Below are 13,995 nucleotides of genomic sequence, written 5' to 3'. Positions count from 1 at the left end.
ATTGGTTATCTTTGCAACTTCAAAAAATAATAACCGTGATAAAGCTACACGAAAAATATTTTAAACCTTTTATTTCTGCACAGCAAATCGATGATGCGTTGGCACGAATGGCAGAGGAGATTGCGAATGATATAGGCGATGAAATTCCTGTGTTTATTGGTATTCTTAACGGCTCGTTTATGGTAGTAAGCGATTTTGTAAAGAAATATCCAAAACCTTGCGAAGTTACTTTTATCAAATTAGCATCTTATGAAGGCGTGAAATCTACCGAAGATATTCAACGTTTAATTGGGCTTACTCAAGATTTAACGGGACGCACTGTTGTTATTTTGGAAGATATTATAGATACCGGAAATACGCTTGCTGAGGTGCACCGCATTTTTAGAAATGAAAACGTGAAAACGTTAAAAATTGCGACACTCTTTTATAAGCCCGAAGCCTATAAAAAAGACTTTAAACTCCATTACGTTGGTATAGAAATTCCTAATAAATTTATTGTAGGTTATGGCCTAGATTACGATGGCTTAGGAAGGGATATTCCAGAAGTATATCAAATAAAAGAAACACAACATATGACAAATTTAGTGCTATTTGGCCCTCCAGGCGCAGGAAAAGGAACACAAGCAAACTTTTTAAAAGAAAAATACAACTTGGTACATATTTCTACCGGCGATGTTTTTCGATTTAATATTAAAAACGAAACAGCTTTAGGTATGTTAGCTAAATCGTTTATTGATAAAGGTGAGTTGGTTCCAGACCAAGTAACTATAGATATGTTGAATGCTGAGGTTGAAAAAAATGCCGATGCCAACGGATTTATTTTTGATGGTTTCCCAAGAACAAATGCACAAGCAGAGTCTCTAGATAAATTAATGGAATCTAAAGATTCGCAAATTGATGCAATGATTGCACTTGAGGTTGACGATGAAATTTTAGTTGGTCGTTTATTAGAAAGAGGAAAAACAAGTGGCAGACCTGATGATGCTGATGAGTCTATTATAAGAAATAGAATTACAGAATATTACAGCAAAACCGCAATTTTAAAAGATTACTACAATGCACAAAACAAATATTTTGGTGTAGATGGTGTTGGTAGTATCGAAGATATTACTGTGCGTTTAAGCACAGCTATAGATAATCTATAGGCTTAAAAGTTTATTCGTTTAGCTGTTTATAAAAAAGGAACTGATGTTTTATTTTAAAAAATAGCCAACTAAATAACTTTACAATAAGCAAGTTAATAAAGAAAGAAAAATGACAGAAGGAAATTTTGTAGATTACGTAAAAATGTATGTAAGCTCTGGTAAGGGTGGCCGTGGATCGGCGCATTTACACCGCGAAAAATATATCACCAAAGGTGGACCCGATGGTGGTGATGGTGGTCGTGGCGGACACATTATTCTAAGAGGTAATGATAACCTCTGGACCCTTCTGCATTTAAAATTTAAAAAACACATTCGTGCTGGTCACGGTGGAAACGGAAGTAAAAGTAGAAGTTTTGGTGCCGATGGTGAAGATTTTTACTTAGATGTGCCATTAGGTACAGTTATTCGTGATACTGAAACGAATGAAATATTACTAGAAATTACCGAAAACGGTGAAGAGCGAATTATCGCTGAAGGCGGAAAAGGTGGTTTAGGAAACTGGCATTTCCGATCTTCAACAAATCAAACGCCTCGTTATGCCCAACCCGGTATGCCGATGGAAGAGAAGTACATTACTTTAGAGTTGAAAGTACTTGCCGATGTTGGTTTAGTTGGATTTCCAAATGCTGGAAAATCTACGCTTCTATCTGTAGTAACTTCTGCTAAGCCAAAAATTGCAGATTACGAGTTTACCACACTAAAACCTAATTTAGGTATTGTGGAATATCGTGATTTTCAAACTTTTGTAATGGCTGATATCCCTGGGATTATTGAAGGTGCTGCGGAAGGTAAAGGATTGGGGCATTACTTTTTACGCCATATTGAGCGTAACTCGATTTTGTTGTTTATGATTCCTGCTGATGCTGAAGATATTCGTAAACAATATGATATTCTTTTAGATGAGCTACGTCGTTATAACCCAGAAATGCTGGATAAAGACCGTGTTATCGCCATATCTAAAAGTGATATGTTGGATGACGAACTTAAAGCTGAAATGAAAATTGAATTAGATAACGAATTACCAATTCCTTATTTGTTTATCTCGTCTGTTGCCCAACAAGGCATCACAGAGCTAAAGGATGTGCTTTGGAAAATGTTAAACGTTTAATATTATTTTAACGGAACATACCGTTTTAATAATGATATAGCCGAGTGCCCGCGCTAGGGATTGCAGTGAAAAGCCCACAGCCCGACAACGGAGGTGCGCGGACTAGCAACGTAAAGCCCGACCCTTGTGGTAGCGCCCAAAACCTTATTAAATAGCTCTACTCAATGCCGTTATAGGTAAAACAAATGATAGCTATGTAAGGAATCGGGAAATTTTTGACTAAATTTGTGTTGTTAAAACGAATTAAGAACTTTAAAATATAAATATTATGGCATTAGAGATTACAGATGCGACGTTTGAAGAAACGGTTTTAAAAAGTGATAAACCGGTATTAGTTGATTTTTGGGCTGCATGGTGCGGACCTTGTAGAATGGTTGGACCAGTTATTGAAGAAATTAGTAGTGAATACGAAGGTAAAGCAGTTGTTGGTAAGGTAGATGTTGATGCAAATCAAGAATTTGCTGCAAAATACGGTGTGCGTAACATTCCTACAGTTTTGGTTTTTCAAAACGGTGAGGTTGTTGGTAGACAAGTAGGTGTAGCGCCTAAGGCAACTTATGCTGAAGCGATTGATGCGCTTTTATAATATATACTGAAAAGAAAAGTGAAAAGGTTTGCCATTTATGGTGAACCTTTTTTTATTTTAGATGAAAATTAAATTCAAGAAATAATGAGTGGACATAAAAAAATTCAAGACGCTATTGATAGTAACTTTATTGAACAACGTAAGGTGTTTTTATGGGGTCAGGTTGATGATGATTCGGCGAAACATGTGATTGATAGATTAATGTATTTAGATGCTTTAGGTACTGAAGATATTACACTTTATATTAATAGTCCGGGTGGTTATGTAACTTCTGGTTTTGCTGTTTACGATTGTATTAAGGCGCTAAAAAGTGAAGTTTCTACAGTTTGTACAGGTTTTGCTGCTTCTATGGGATCGTTAATTTTATCGGCTGGTGAAAAAGGTAAACGTTTTATACAACCTCACGCACGTGTTATGATTCACCAACCTAGTGGCGGTGCGCGTGGACAAGCGAGTGATATTGAAATTACGGCGAAAGAAATTGTAATTACTAAAGAATTAAGTGCGCAGATTTTAGCTGATAATTGCGGGCAAAGTTTTGAAAAAGTAATGAAAGATTTTAATCGTGACCATTGGATGGGGGCTGAAGCTTCTGTGGCTTACGGTATTGTTGATGGTATTGCAGGTTAAGAAAAGTAAAAGAATAATACAGTGGTCTGTTTTAGTTTCAATTGAAATTTGAAACAGATCATTTTTTTTATATGAATATACAAAACGAACTAAATAAAGCAGAAGGTTTTAAAAATCTTGGGTTACTTGCAAAACAAGTAGTTGAGGGGTTTATTGCCGGTATGCATAAAAGTCCGTTTCATGGGTTTTCGGCCGAGTTTGCCGAGCATAAAATTTATAATCCTGGTGAAAGTACTCGCCATATCGATTGGAAATTATTCGCCAAAACAGAAAAGCTTTACACAAAACGGTATGATGATGAAACGAATTTGCGTTGTCATATTATATTAGACAATAGTAGCTCGATGCATTTCCCAGAAATGAATGCGTTTGCTATTGATCATTTGAATAAGGTGGGTTTTTCTGTATTAGCTGCGGCGGCTTTAATGCAAATGCTGAAAAAGCAACGTGATGCCGTGGGGTTGAGTATTTATAGTGATGCATACGATTTTTATGCTTCGGAAAAGGGCAGTGAACGCCACCATCACATGTTGTTAAATGCATTAAGTGAGGCGGTGCTAGCGAAGCCTGTAAACAAGCAAACAGAAACGTATAAGTATCTGCACGAAATAGCCGAAAACGTACACAGGCGATCGTTGATATTCTTATTTACCGATATGTTTCAAACTTCGGAAGATGATGTAAAGTTATTTGAAGCCCTTCGTCATTTAAAATACAACAAGCATGAGGTGGTTTTATTTCATGTTTTTGATAAGGAGAAGGAATTGGATTTTGACTTTGATAATAGGCCTAAACGCTTTATTGATGTTGAAACTGGTGAGCATATTAACTTATATGCAGATACTATTAAAGAAAACTACAGCAAAACAGTAAATACTTATTTTAGTAACCTAAGGTTGAAATGTGCGCAATACAAAATTAATTATGTAGAGGCAGACATAAATAAAGATTTTAGTAACATATTGACAACCTATATGATAGCACGTCAGAAATTTATTTAGTGAATTATTTTTAAAAATAAACTTAAAAAAGTTTTGTGTAACTAAAAAAGGAGTGTATATTTGCACTCGCAATAATGCAACGGTCTGGTAGTTCAGTTGGTTAGAATGTCGCCCTGTCACGGCGAAGGTCGCGGGTTCGAGTCCCGTCCAGACCGCAAAAATTGCAAGCAAGAAAGCTCTGAGAAATTAGGGCTTTTTTTGGCAATAAGAAGTTGTGTTGTCCCGATTTATTCGGGAAGTAGTTTACCAAATTGTGTTTGGTATACCAATGAGAAGCTTTCCTTTTTTCTGTGAAGAAGATTGGGATGCTTTTTTGTTTTACGGCCTTTCTGTTCTTTAGAAATGATGTTTAAATAAAAGTTATCTTTGGTTTTCTTGAAAAGATAAAATTACCTTTATTAAACAAAAAAGTATGAATTTACTATTACGCAGGATTAATAAAAGCATAAGTTTTTTATCGCTTTTCCTAATCTTAACTGTCGTTTCGTTATCGGCCTGTAAAAACACAGCAGAAACGAAAGTGTTTCCGGCAAAAATACAACCCCCAAATGTTATTGTTATTCTTGTTGACGATGCAGGTTATGCCGATTTTGGTTTTATGGGCTGTGAAGATTTAGAAACTCCCAATATAGATAGACTTGCCAAAAGTGGTGCTGTTTTAACCGATGCACATGTTAGTGCTACGGTATGTGCGCCATCGCGTGCGGGGTTAATGACGGGGAAATATCAACAACGTTTTGGGTTTGAAGCTAACGGTACTGGTTATGGGGGTTCTGGTGATATTGGTTTGTCGGATAATGTGGTTACCATGGCCGATGTGTTTAAAGAAAATGGGTATAAAACCTTAGCTTTAGGGAAATGGCATTTAGGAGCAGAGCAAAGCGATCATCCTAATCAACGTGGTTTCGATGAGTTTTTTGGTTTCGAGGCCGGAAGCCGTTCTTATTTTCCTGAAAAAAATCCAACAAAGAAAAAAATGCTACAGCATAATGGTAAGCGCGTCTTGTTTGATGGCTATCTAACCGATGTTTTGGGCGATCAATCGGTGAAGTTTGTAGAAGAGAATAAAAACAATCCCTTTTTTATGTATTTAGCATTTAATGCCGTGCATACGCCTATGGAGGCTAAAGTAGAACATTTGGAGAAATATAAAGACCATTCGAGGCAAAAACTGGCAGCCATGACTTGGTCTTTAGATGAGAACGTAGGGAAGCTGCAACAAAAATTAAAAGATTTAGGTTTAGAGGAAAATACGCTTATTTATTTTTTAAGTGATAATGGTGGCGCTGCTAATAATAGTTCGAGTGGAGGCCCTTTAAAAGGTTGGAAAGGTAATAAGTTTGAAGGCGGACACAGAGTGCCTTTTGTGGTTAGCTGGCCAAAACAGATTAAAGCAGGCCAAACGTTTGATGGTTTATCTTCGTCTTTAGATATTTTTACAACAGCTTTGGCGGCGGCTGATATTAAAAAAGCTGATGATTTAGTTTTAGATGGCGTTAACTTATTGCCTTATTTACAAGGAGAAAAAACAGGTGATCCTCATGAAAAACTATTTTGGAGGAAATTAGAAGAAGCAGGGGCTAGGGTTGGCGATTTTAAATTGGTGCGTTTGCAAGATTATGGAGCAACCTTATACAATTTAGAAGAGGATTTAGGTGAAACCGTAAACTTAGAAACTTCGGAAACGAAAACATATCAATTATTACAAGATGAATTAAAAGCTTGGGAATCCAAAATGATGGCACCTTTATGGGGAGAGGAACGTTCGTGGATGGATGTTACTTACCATATTCACCAACGTCTAATGGAAAACAAAGCGGTTTTATACTCTAATCCCGGGGCTATGAAAAATAAGCGGTCTAAAAAGCAGTAAAATTAATATTTGTTTTTTTGAATATAAAACGAATGATTTAGTTGTTATTTAGTTGTATTTGTGTTTGTTATGTTTTGATATTTCAATGTGTTTCATAATTTTAAAAATTCAACTTAAAATTATTTTTAATTTATATTGTCATTAAAATTGGTCATATAATAATAATATAGTATTCTTGCACTCGCAATAAAGCAACGGTCTGGTAGTTCAGTTGGTTAGAATGTCGCCCTGTCACGGCGAAGGTCGCGGGTTCGAGTCCCGTCCAGACCGCAAACATTGCAAAATAAGAAAGTCCTAAGAAATTAGGGCTTTTTTTATTTATAAGGTTTTGTTGTATTTCTTCTTTAGTTTTAAAGGCTTTGCATCTGCTGGCTTCCTACGTGATCTTAATTTCAGAATTAATCTAAAATAAGGCAACCCGAATAAAATATATTGAGTTGTTTTAAAAATTGCTAATTTTGTATCTATGAAGATATATAGATTAGTTACTGTAACGGAACATGTTGTAAAAGCGATGCAAGCTTTAATTGTTCAACTGACCTCCAACTGTGAGCTGCCTAATCGGGAAGTGTTGGAACATATTGTTAATTCTGATAGTACATTGCTTTTTTTAGCAGAAGATAATAACGAGATTATTGGCACCATGACATTGGTGTTAAATAAAATACCCACAGGCGATAAAGTTTGGATTGAAGATGTTGTGGTCGATCAGGCTGCTCGAGGAAAAGGAGTAGGGAAAGCATTAATTGAAGCTGCAATAACATACGCTACTGAAAATAATATTGAAAAAATCAATTTAACATCTAAGCCAGAAAAAGTAGCGGGAAATAGATTGTATCAAAAAATGGGTTTTGTGCAACGAGAAACTAATGTGTATCGGTATACCATTGGTTAGTTTTATGGTTTGAAAACTAACATAAAAATAAATTTAGAAATAAAGAAGCCCTAATAGATTAGGGCTTCTTTATTTTATAGACTTTTTGTGTTTTGTTAAGTTTGATAATTACTCTTTTAAGCTTTTATAAAAAGTACGTCTCATTTTTTCACTATTAATAAAATGATCGCCATAACCTAAATTATCAAAAGTTTTGGTTAGTGCACTGTTACTAGCTACTTCATCTTCAGATTTACCGTTGTTAATTTCTTGTAAAACAGCAATTTTTACAGTTTCTAGCATATTCAAAAAGGTGAAGTATTCAGCTTTGTTAGATAAATCGCCGTGACCGGGAATAATTTTGGTTTCTTCATCTATAACCATCAATCCAGATTTTACAGCATCAATATAACCATTTACGCTGCCGCCAGAGTTTAAATCGATAAACGGATAACGCGCATTAAAATAGGTGTCTCCAGTATGTAAAACATTACTTTCTGTAAAGTAAAGCATGGCGTCACCATCGGTGTGAGCGTTTTCAACATGGAATACCATAACTTGCTCATTATTTATTTGTAGGTGTAATTTATCGTTAAAGGTGATTACAGGTAAAGCTGATTTTGGACTTTTATCAATAAGACGTTTTCTTACATTGTCGTGAGCAATAATAGTGGCGCCTAAATCGCCAATATTTTCGTTTCCGCCGGTATGGTCGCCATGGTGGTGCGTGTTTGCAACTATTTTAATAGGTTGGTCGCTGATGTTTTGGATGGCTTCTAAAATTTTTGGAGTTAAAGGCGCGAATTGGGTATCGATGATGAAAACACCATCTTCGCCAACCGAAACACCAATGTTTCCGCCACTGCCAACAAGCATATAAACTTGGTCTGTGAGTTTGGTTGTGGTTATTTTTACATCGTCGAAATTACGCTGGGCGTAAACTGAGATACTGAAAAATAATAGCATTAAAATAGCGGTTGGTTTTAATGATTTCATGGTGTATGGTTTTACTTTATGTTAAAGGTATTAAATTTCCTGTCAATATTGCTCAAATTGTTATTATAGAGTATCTTTGCATTCGCAATATAAAATGCACAATTACACATAGGTTTGAGCAGATCGAAAACAACTATAGAAAATCCGTCTTTAATTTCAGATTTTAAGGAAATCACAAAAATGCGATTAGCGCTAAGCGTTGTGTTTTCTTCACTTGCCGGTTACTTACTTGGCGTGGAAACAGTCGATTTTAAAACCTTAACCTTACTCGCTTTTGGTGGTTATTTTATGGTAGGCGCCTCGAATGCGTTTAATCAAATTATAGAACGGGATTTAGATGCTCTCATGCATCGTACTAGAAATAGGCCTATTCCAGCAGGCCGTATGTCGGTTAACACGGCATTTGCTATTGCAACTATTTTCACGGTTTTAGGTATCGCGATTTTATACAGTATAAACAAGCAAACTGCTATGTTTGGTGCTATTTCTATCTTTTTATACACTTGTGTTTACACCCCTTTAAAAACAAAAACACCAATTTCTGTTTTTGTTGGAGCTATTCCGGGTGCTATACCTTTTATGTTAGGATGGGTAGCGGCTACAAACGATTTTGGTATTGAACCAGGAACGTTATTTGCTTTGCAGTTTTTTTGGCAATTCCCTCACTTTTGGGCTATTGGCTGGTTTTTATATGACGATTATAAACGTGGTGGATTCTTTATGTTACCTACCGGAAAACAAGATAGAGGTACAGCAGTACAGACAATTATGTATTGCATTTGGACCATCTTAATTTCTATTGTTCCAGTATTTGGTTTTACTGGAAGGTTACAACTTTCAATTGTGGGAGCGGTTATCGTTTTTATACTTGGGCTAGGGATGTTGTATTACGCAATTCAATTATTTAAAAAAATGACCGAACAATCGGCGAAACAACTTATGTTAGCTAGTGTAGCTTATATTACGTTGGTGCAAATTGTTTATGTTGTCGATAAATTTATAAGTTAGTAATGGATTTAACTCAAGGAACAAAACAAGAAAAAAATAGCAGAGCAAAAAAAATGATGCTTTGGTTTGGCATTATTTCGCTTATTATGTCTTTTATGGGCTGGACAAGTGCTTTTATTGTAAGTAGTTCACGCCCCGATTGGTTAAGCGATTTTAAATTGCCAAATGCTTTTATTATTAGTACGGTGGTTATCGTGGTTAGTAGTATTACCTTTTTATTGGGTAAAAAAGCTTTGGAAAAAGGGCAGCACAAAGCAACGTCTATGTATTTATTAGCGACCTTAGTTTTGGGTGTGGTTTTTATTTACAATCAGTTTGTGGGCTTTAGAGAAATTATAGACTTAGGTTATAATTTCACAGGACCAACGAGTAATATTACCATGTCTTACATTTATTTAATTGCTTTGGTGCACATTTTACACGTTGTGGTAGGACTGATTTGTTTGTTGGTTGTAATTTATAATCATTTTAAACAAAAGTATACGGCAACCGATATGTTAGGTTTTGAACTGGCTGCAACCTTTTGGCATTTTATAGATATCCTTTGGGTATATTTATTTTTGTTTTTATATTTTGTAGGGTAGTTTTTTTTTAACGGAAGACTTGTGACTCACTGTTTTTGTTGAGGTTGACTTTGTTTTTTGTTGAAAATTAAACATTACAAGTAGGCCCGCGTTAGGGATTGAACGGCATGTTTGAAATCCTTTTTGTTTTATTTAAAAATAAAAAGATTGAGTAGTGAAAGCCCGACCCTTGGGGGACGCCCAAAGATTTTTTAACGTTTAATTAAGGATAATTTTAAAAATTAGGGTTGGATATTTTATTAGATAAATAAAATGATTATTTTTGTCCAACTTTTTATAAATAACAACCATTATATATGAGTACAGCAGTAGCAGAAGGCAAAACTTGGAATGGCGGGAATGAACCGTTGAAAGCAAGTTACGGTAAAATGATGATGTGGTTTTTCATCGTATCGGATGCTTTAACATTTTCGGGCTTTTTAGCAGCTTACGGATTTTCTAGATTTAAATTTATGGATGCCTGGCCAATTGCGGATGAGGTGTTTACTCACTTTCCATTTTTACATGGTGTAAATGCACCGATGTATTATGTGGCGTTTATGACGTTTGTACTTATTATGTCGTCGGTAACGATGGTGTTAGCGGTTGATGCAGGACATCACTTAAATAAAAGTAAGGTTACTATTTACATGTTTTTAACCATTATTGGTGGTATTATTTTCGTAGGCTCACAAGCTTGGGAATGGAATACGTTTATTAAAGGTGAATATGGTGCTATACAAACTAAAGGTGGTAATATTTTACAGTTTGTGGATACTGAAGGGCACCGTGTTGCAGTAAAAGATTTTGTGGCGCTTGCCGATCATAAGGATAGAACGATACACGAAAAGAAGAATGGTTTATGGTTTGTTAATGAATCATCATTACCAGCTTATACTGTTGAAGAAGTTGTCAATGGTTTAGAGGCTCATGAGAATGTTTTAATTAGAACTCAAGTTTTAAATGAGGACGGTGAAAAAACAGTATTGTCTAGAGCTGAATCTTTAAAAGCATTAAAAGATAACGGCACATTATACGTAGAAGGTGCTAACTTACAAGTTAATGAATATGGTTCGCCATTGTTTGCTGATTTCTTTTTCTTTATTACTGGATTTCACGGTTTTCACGTATTGTCTGGAATTATCATTAATATCATTATTTTCTTTAATGTGGTATTAGGAACTTACGAAAGACGCGGAAGTTACGAAATGGTTGAGAAAGTTGGTTTATACTGGCACTTTGTAGATTTAGTTTGGGTATTTGTATTTACCTTCTTCTACTTAGTTTAATTGATTTAAAAAAAAGTTTCATTTCTCATCTTTAAGGGAAATATAAAAAAGCATTAAAAATGGCACACGAACATAAATTAGAAATATTTAGAGGTTTAGTAAAGTTTAAATCTAATACTCAAAAAATCTGGGGCGTATTAGCGTTTCTTAGTTTTGTAACTGTTATAGAGGTTGTATTAGGTATTATTAAGCCTGAAAGTTTAATGGGATATGTTTTAGGGATGAAACTTCTAAACTGGATTTTCATTATCTTAACTATTGTAAAAGCCTACTATATTACATGGGATTTTATGCACATGCGTGATGAAGCACCAGGATTAAGACGTATGGTTGTTTGGACGGCTATATTTTTAGTTTTATACTTAGTATTCATTTTATTGCAAGAAGGTGGTTACGTTTTCGATGTGTATGATAACGGTTATATCAAAAGAGATTTTTAACTAATAATTATTAGTTAAATAGGAATATAAAGACGGTTTTTAAACCGTCTTTTTTTATTTTTGCACCATGCTACTTTTAGAGCAAAAAAAAAGTTTTTATGGATTATAAAAAAGTGGGTCGCTACGTTGTATTAGGAGTTTTATTCTTCCTACCTGTGACGTTTTTGTTGTTTCTATATCCAGCAACACACAACTACCAACCTTTAGATATTATTAACGAATCGGTTTTAGATTTAGAAGCATTTTCTTCAGACACGGAGGAGCCTATTGTGCTTAAAGATCATATTACCGTTTTAGGGTTTTTAGGTACTCATCCAATGCAAAACGCTATTCAAGCATCGAACCTAAAGGAGTTAATTTACGATAAGTTTAAAGGCTTTAAAAAATTTCAAATGGTTATTTTGATGCCTAAGGGCACAGAAGCTGAAGTCAAAAAGTTAAAGGCGGAAATAACGCAGTACGAAGATATCCGATTTTGGCATTTTGTTTATGGTGAACCTGCCGATATTAAACGAGTTTATTTTAGTTTAAAAACAAAAACGGATTTAAACGAAGATTTATCAGTAGAGGATGTTTTTATTGTGGATAAAGATTTAAACCAACGTGGACGTATTGATGATAGAACGGATAATGAACTTGAAAAAAAGGCTCCGGTTTATGGCTTAAACGGATACAATTGTATTGAAGTAGCCGAAGTTAAAAATAAAATGAGCGACGATTTACGTATTGTTTTTACTGAATACAGACAGAAACGTAAAGGTGAATTTAACTCTGATACCCGTCGTGCAAGCGATTTATCGGGAACCACTAAATAATATTTAAAATGAAAAAAAACAACTACTCATACATTGGTATTGCTTTAACTATATTAGTTTTCGGAATTATATTTATTCCTAGAATTGTGGATAGGGTTACTAATGGCGATGTGTCTAGACAAAGTGGTCGCAGCGACCAAAAACAACCAGAAACAGGACTATCAGATTTAGCGTTTATTGAGATTAACGGTGAAGCTAAAAAAGTGCCTGCTTTTGCATTTACAAATCAGGATGGTAAAACAATTACCAACAAAGATTACGAAGGTAAAGTGTATGTTATCGAGTTCTTTTTCACAACTTGCCCAACCATTTGCCCGAGAATGAGCCAGAACTTGGTTCAAATTCAAAATACTTTTAAAGGGTTTAACGATTTTGGTGTGGCATCATTCACCATAAACCCATCGCACGATACACCAGAAGTACTTAAAGCTTATGCTGAAAAATACGGTGTTACTAACCCTAATTGGAATTTAATGACGGGTGATAAAGATGCCATTTATACCCTCGCCAATCAAGGTTTTAATTTATATGCAGCGGAAGAAGAAAGTGTTGCTGGAGGTTTTGAACATTCAGGAAATTTTGCTTTAGTCGATAAAAATGGTTTTATCCGTTCTAGAGTGGATGATTTTGGAAACCCTATAATCTATTATAGAGGCGTTGTTTCAGAAGCTGAGAAAGTGGATGACGATGGTATAAAGGAAGAAATTTCAGCACTAAAAGCAGATATTAAAAAATTACTTAATGAATAAAGAAAAGAAAGTTTTAGACGATACGAAGTACAATAAACTGATTATTGCGCTTTCTGTTATTATTCCTGTGGTAGTTGCTATTCTATTTGGTGTGAAAATTGATGCAGAATTGCCTGTGTTTTTACCACCAATTTATGCATCGGTAAATGCTTTAACAGCCTTTGTTTTGGTCTTAGCTTTTATAGCAATTAAAAAGAAAAACGTTAAGCGTCATGAATACTTAATGAAGTTTGCCATTAGCTTATCTGTATTGTTTCTAGTAATGTATGTAGCCTACCACATGACGAGTGATTCCACTAAATTTATGGGCGAGGGCGTTATAAAATATGTGTATTATATTATTTTAATTACGCATATTATAATGTCTATTGTGGTTATTCCTTTCGTTTTAATAACTTATGTTCGTGGTATTACCAATAACATTGAAAAACATCGAAAAATAGCAAAAATCACATTTCCGCTTTGGCTTTATGTTGCCGTTTCTGGTGTTGTTGTTTTTATTATGATTTCGCCTTACTATTAATAACCTAGAGTTATCATCATTTTTAAAGTATTAAAAGATGAAAAATAAAATACTATTCTTTTTATTTACAATTTGCATGTTTTTGCAAACTAACGCGCAATGTGCTATGTGTCGTGCCGTTTTAGAAAGTGAAGAAGGTCAAACCACAGCCGAAGGTATCAACGACGGTATTGTTTACTTAATGGCTATTCCGTATGTTCTTGTTGCTGGCATTGCATTTGCAATTTATAAAAAGTATAATAAAAAAGAAGCGTAAATAGCTTGTTTTTAGGTCTGTAAAATATTTGTTTTACTGTTACTAAACTTTTTTTATTATTTATGTAACATTCTTATGGGTTTATAGTCTTATTAATAGAGCTACCATATTTTACCATATGGAAAAGTGATATCAATCA

General features: G+C 34.7%; 16 protein-coding genes and 2 tRNA genes. 17 read left to right on the top strand and 1 reads right to left on the bottom strand.

What is annotated here, in order from left to right; all coding sequences use genetic code 11:
- Positions 1–35 precede the first annotated feature (35 nt).
- The 9 genes from QWY92_RS03730 (at position 36) to QWY92_RS03690 (ending at position 7,238) form a co-directional block, all read left to right on the top strand.
- Positions 36–1,145 (top strand): adenylate kinase, encoded by a 1,110-nt coding sequence (locus tag QWY92_RS03730; protein ID WP_290268576.1) that lies wholly within the window; start codon positions 36–38, stop codon positions 1,143–1,145.
- 109 nt (positions 1,146–1,254) lie between these two features.
- Positions 1,255–2,253: a GTPase ObgE gene (gene obgE / locus QWY92_RS03725; protein WP_290268575.1), complete on the top strand. Its 999-nt coding sequence runs from the start codon at positions 1,255–1,257 to the stop codon at positions 2,251–2,253.
- A 268-nt stretch (positions 2,254–2,521) separates the two neighbouring features.
- The gene (gene trxA / locus QWY92_RS03720; protein ID WP_042496930.1) at positions 2,522–2,839 is read left to right on the top strand and encodes a thioredoxin; all 318 of its coding nucleotides are present in this window, start codon (positions 2,522–2,524) and stop codon (positions 2,837–2,839) included.
- A gap of 84 nt (positions 2,840–2,923) precedes the next feature.
- Entirely contained in the window at positions 2,924–3,469 is a 546-nt protein-coding gene (locus tag QWY92_RS03715; RefSeq protein ID WP_290268574.1) for a ClpP family protease, read from the top strand.
- Positions 3,470–3,540: 71 nt separating this feature from the next.
- Entirely contained in the window at positions 3,541–4,470 is a 930-nt protein-coding gene (locus tag QWY92_RS03710) for a DUF58 domain-containing protein (protein ID WP_290268573.1), read from the top strand.
- Between the two features lie 81 nt (positions 4,471–4,551).
- Positions 4,552–4,625 (top strand) — tRNA-Asp (locus QWY92_RS03705).
- 257 nt (positions 4,626–4,882) lie between these two features.
- On the top strand, positions 4,883–6,343 hold the full coding sequence (locus QWY92_RS03700) for a sulfatase-like hydrolase/transferase (RefSeq protein ID WP_290268572.1): 1,461 nt from the start codon (positions 4,883–4,885) through the stop codon (positions 6,341–6,343).
- Between the two features lie 196 nt (positions 6,344–6,539).
- Positions 6,540–6,613, top strand: a tRNA-Asp gene (locus tag QWY92_RS03695).
- Positions 6,614–6,809: 196 nt separating this feature from the next.
- Positions 6,810–7,238: a GNAT family N-acetyltransferase gene (locus QWY92_RS03690; protein ID WP_290268571.1), complete on the top strand. Its 429-nt coding sequence runs from the start codon at positions 6,810–6,812 to the stop codon at positions 7,236–7,238.
- Between the two features lie 108 nt (positions 7,239–7,346).
- On the opposite strand, the gene QWY92_RS03685 is transcribed toward QWY92_RS03690, so the two are convergent.
- Positions 7,347–8,213: an MBL fold metallo-hydrolase gene (locus tag QWY92_RS03685; protein ID WP_290268570.1), complete on the bottom strand. Its 867-nt coding sequence runs from the start codon at positions 8,211–8,213 to the stop codon at positions 7,347–7,349.
- A gap of 114 nt (positions 8,214–8,327) precedes the next feature.
- On the opposite strand from QWY92_RS03685, the gene cyoE reads away from it, so the two are divergent.
- From cyoE to QWY92_RS03645, 8 genes are all read left to right on the top strand, one after another.
- Entirely contained in the window at positions 8,328–9,221 is an 894-nt protein-coding gene (gene cyoE / locus QWY92_RS03680; RefSeq protein ID WP_290268569.1) for a heme o synthase, read from the top strand.
- Positions 9,222–9,223: 2 nt separating this feature from the next.
- A complete protein-coding gene (locus QWY92_RS03675; RefSeq protein WP_290268568.1) occupies positions 9,224–9,805 on the top strand; it encodes a cytochrome c oxidase subunit 3 in 582 nt (193 codons plus the stop codon).
- Positions 9,806–10,101: 296 nt separating this feature from the next.
- Entirely contained in the window at positions 10,102–11,073 is a 972-nt protein-coding gene (locus QWY92_RS03670) for a cytochrome c oxidase subunit 3 (protein WP_290268567.1), read from the top strand.
- A gap of 59 nt (positions 11,074–11,132) precedes the next feature.
- Positions 11,133–11,513, top strand: coding sequence for a cytochrome C oxidase subunit IV family protein (locus QWY92_RS03665; protein ID WP_290268566.1), 381 nt, complete (start codon positions 11,133–11,135; stop codon positions 11,511–11,513).
- A gap of 98 nt (positions 11,514–11,611) precedes the next feature.
- The gene (locus QWY92_RS03660) at positions 11,612–12,328 is read left to right on the top strand and encodes a hypothetical protein (protein ID WP_290268565.1); all 717 of its coding nucleotides are present in this window, start codon (positions 11,612–11,614) and stop codon (positions 12,326–12,328) included.
- A gap of 8 nt (positions 12,329–12,336) precedes the next feature.
- Positions 12,337–13,077, top strand: coding sequence for an SCO family protein (locus QWY92_RS03655; protein ID WP_290268564.1), 741 nt, complete (start codon positions 12,337–12,339; stop codon positions 13,075–13,077).
- Positions 13,070–13,600: a DUF420 domain-containing protein gene (locus QWY92_RS03650; RefSeq protein WP_290268563.1), complete on the top strand. Its 531-nt coding sequence runs from the start codon at positions 13,070–13,072 to the stop codon at positions 13,598–13,600. The genes QWY92_RS03655 and QWY92_RS03650 overlap by 8 nt, the downstream gene beginning before the upstream one ends.
- A gap of 37 nt (positions 13,601–13,637) precedes the next feature.
- Positions 13,638–13,856: a hypothetical protein gene (locus QWY92_RS03645; RefSeq protein WP_290268562.1), complete on the top strand. Its 219-nt coding sequence runs from the start codon at positions 13,638–13,640 to the stop codon at positions 13,854–13,856.
- The last annotated feature ends 139 nt before the right edge of the window (positions 13,857–13,995 follow it).

The sequence above is a fragment of the Algibacter miyuki genome (genome assembly GCF_030409805.1).
In the GTDB taxonomy this organism is placed as follows: domain Bacteria; phylum Bacteroidota; class Bacteroidia; order Flavobacteriales; family Flavobacteriaceae; genus Algibacter; species Algibacter miyuki.
This window is presented reverse-complemented; position numbering and strand designations above follow the sequence as displayed.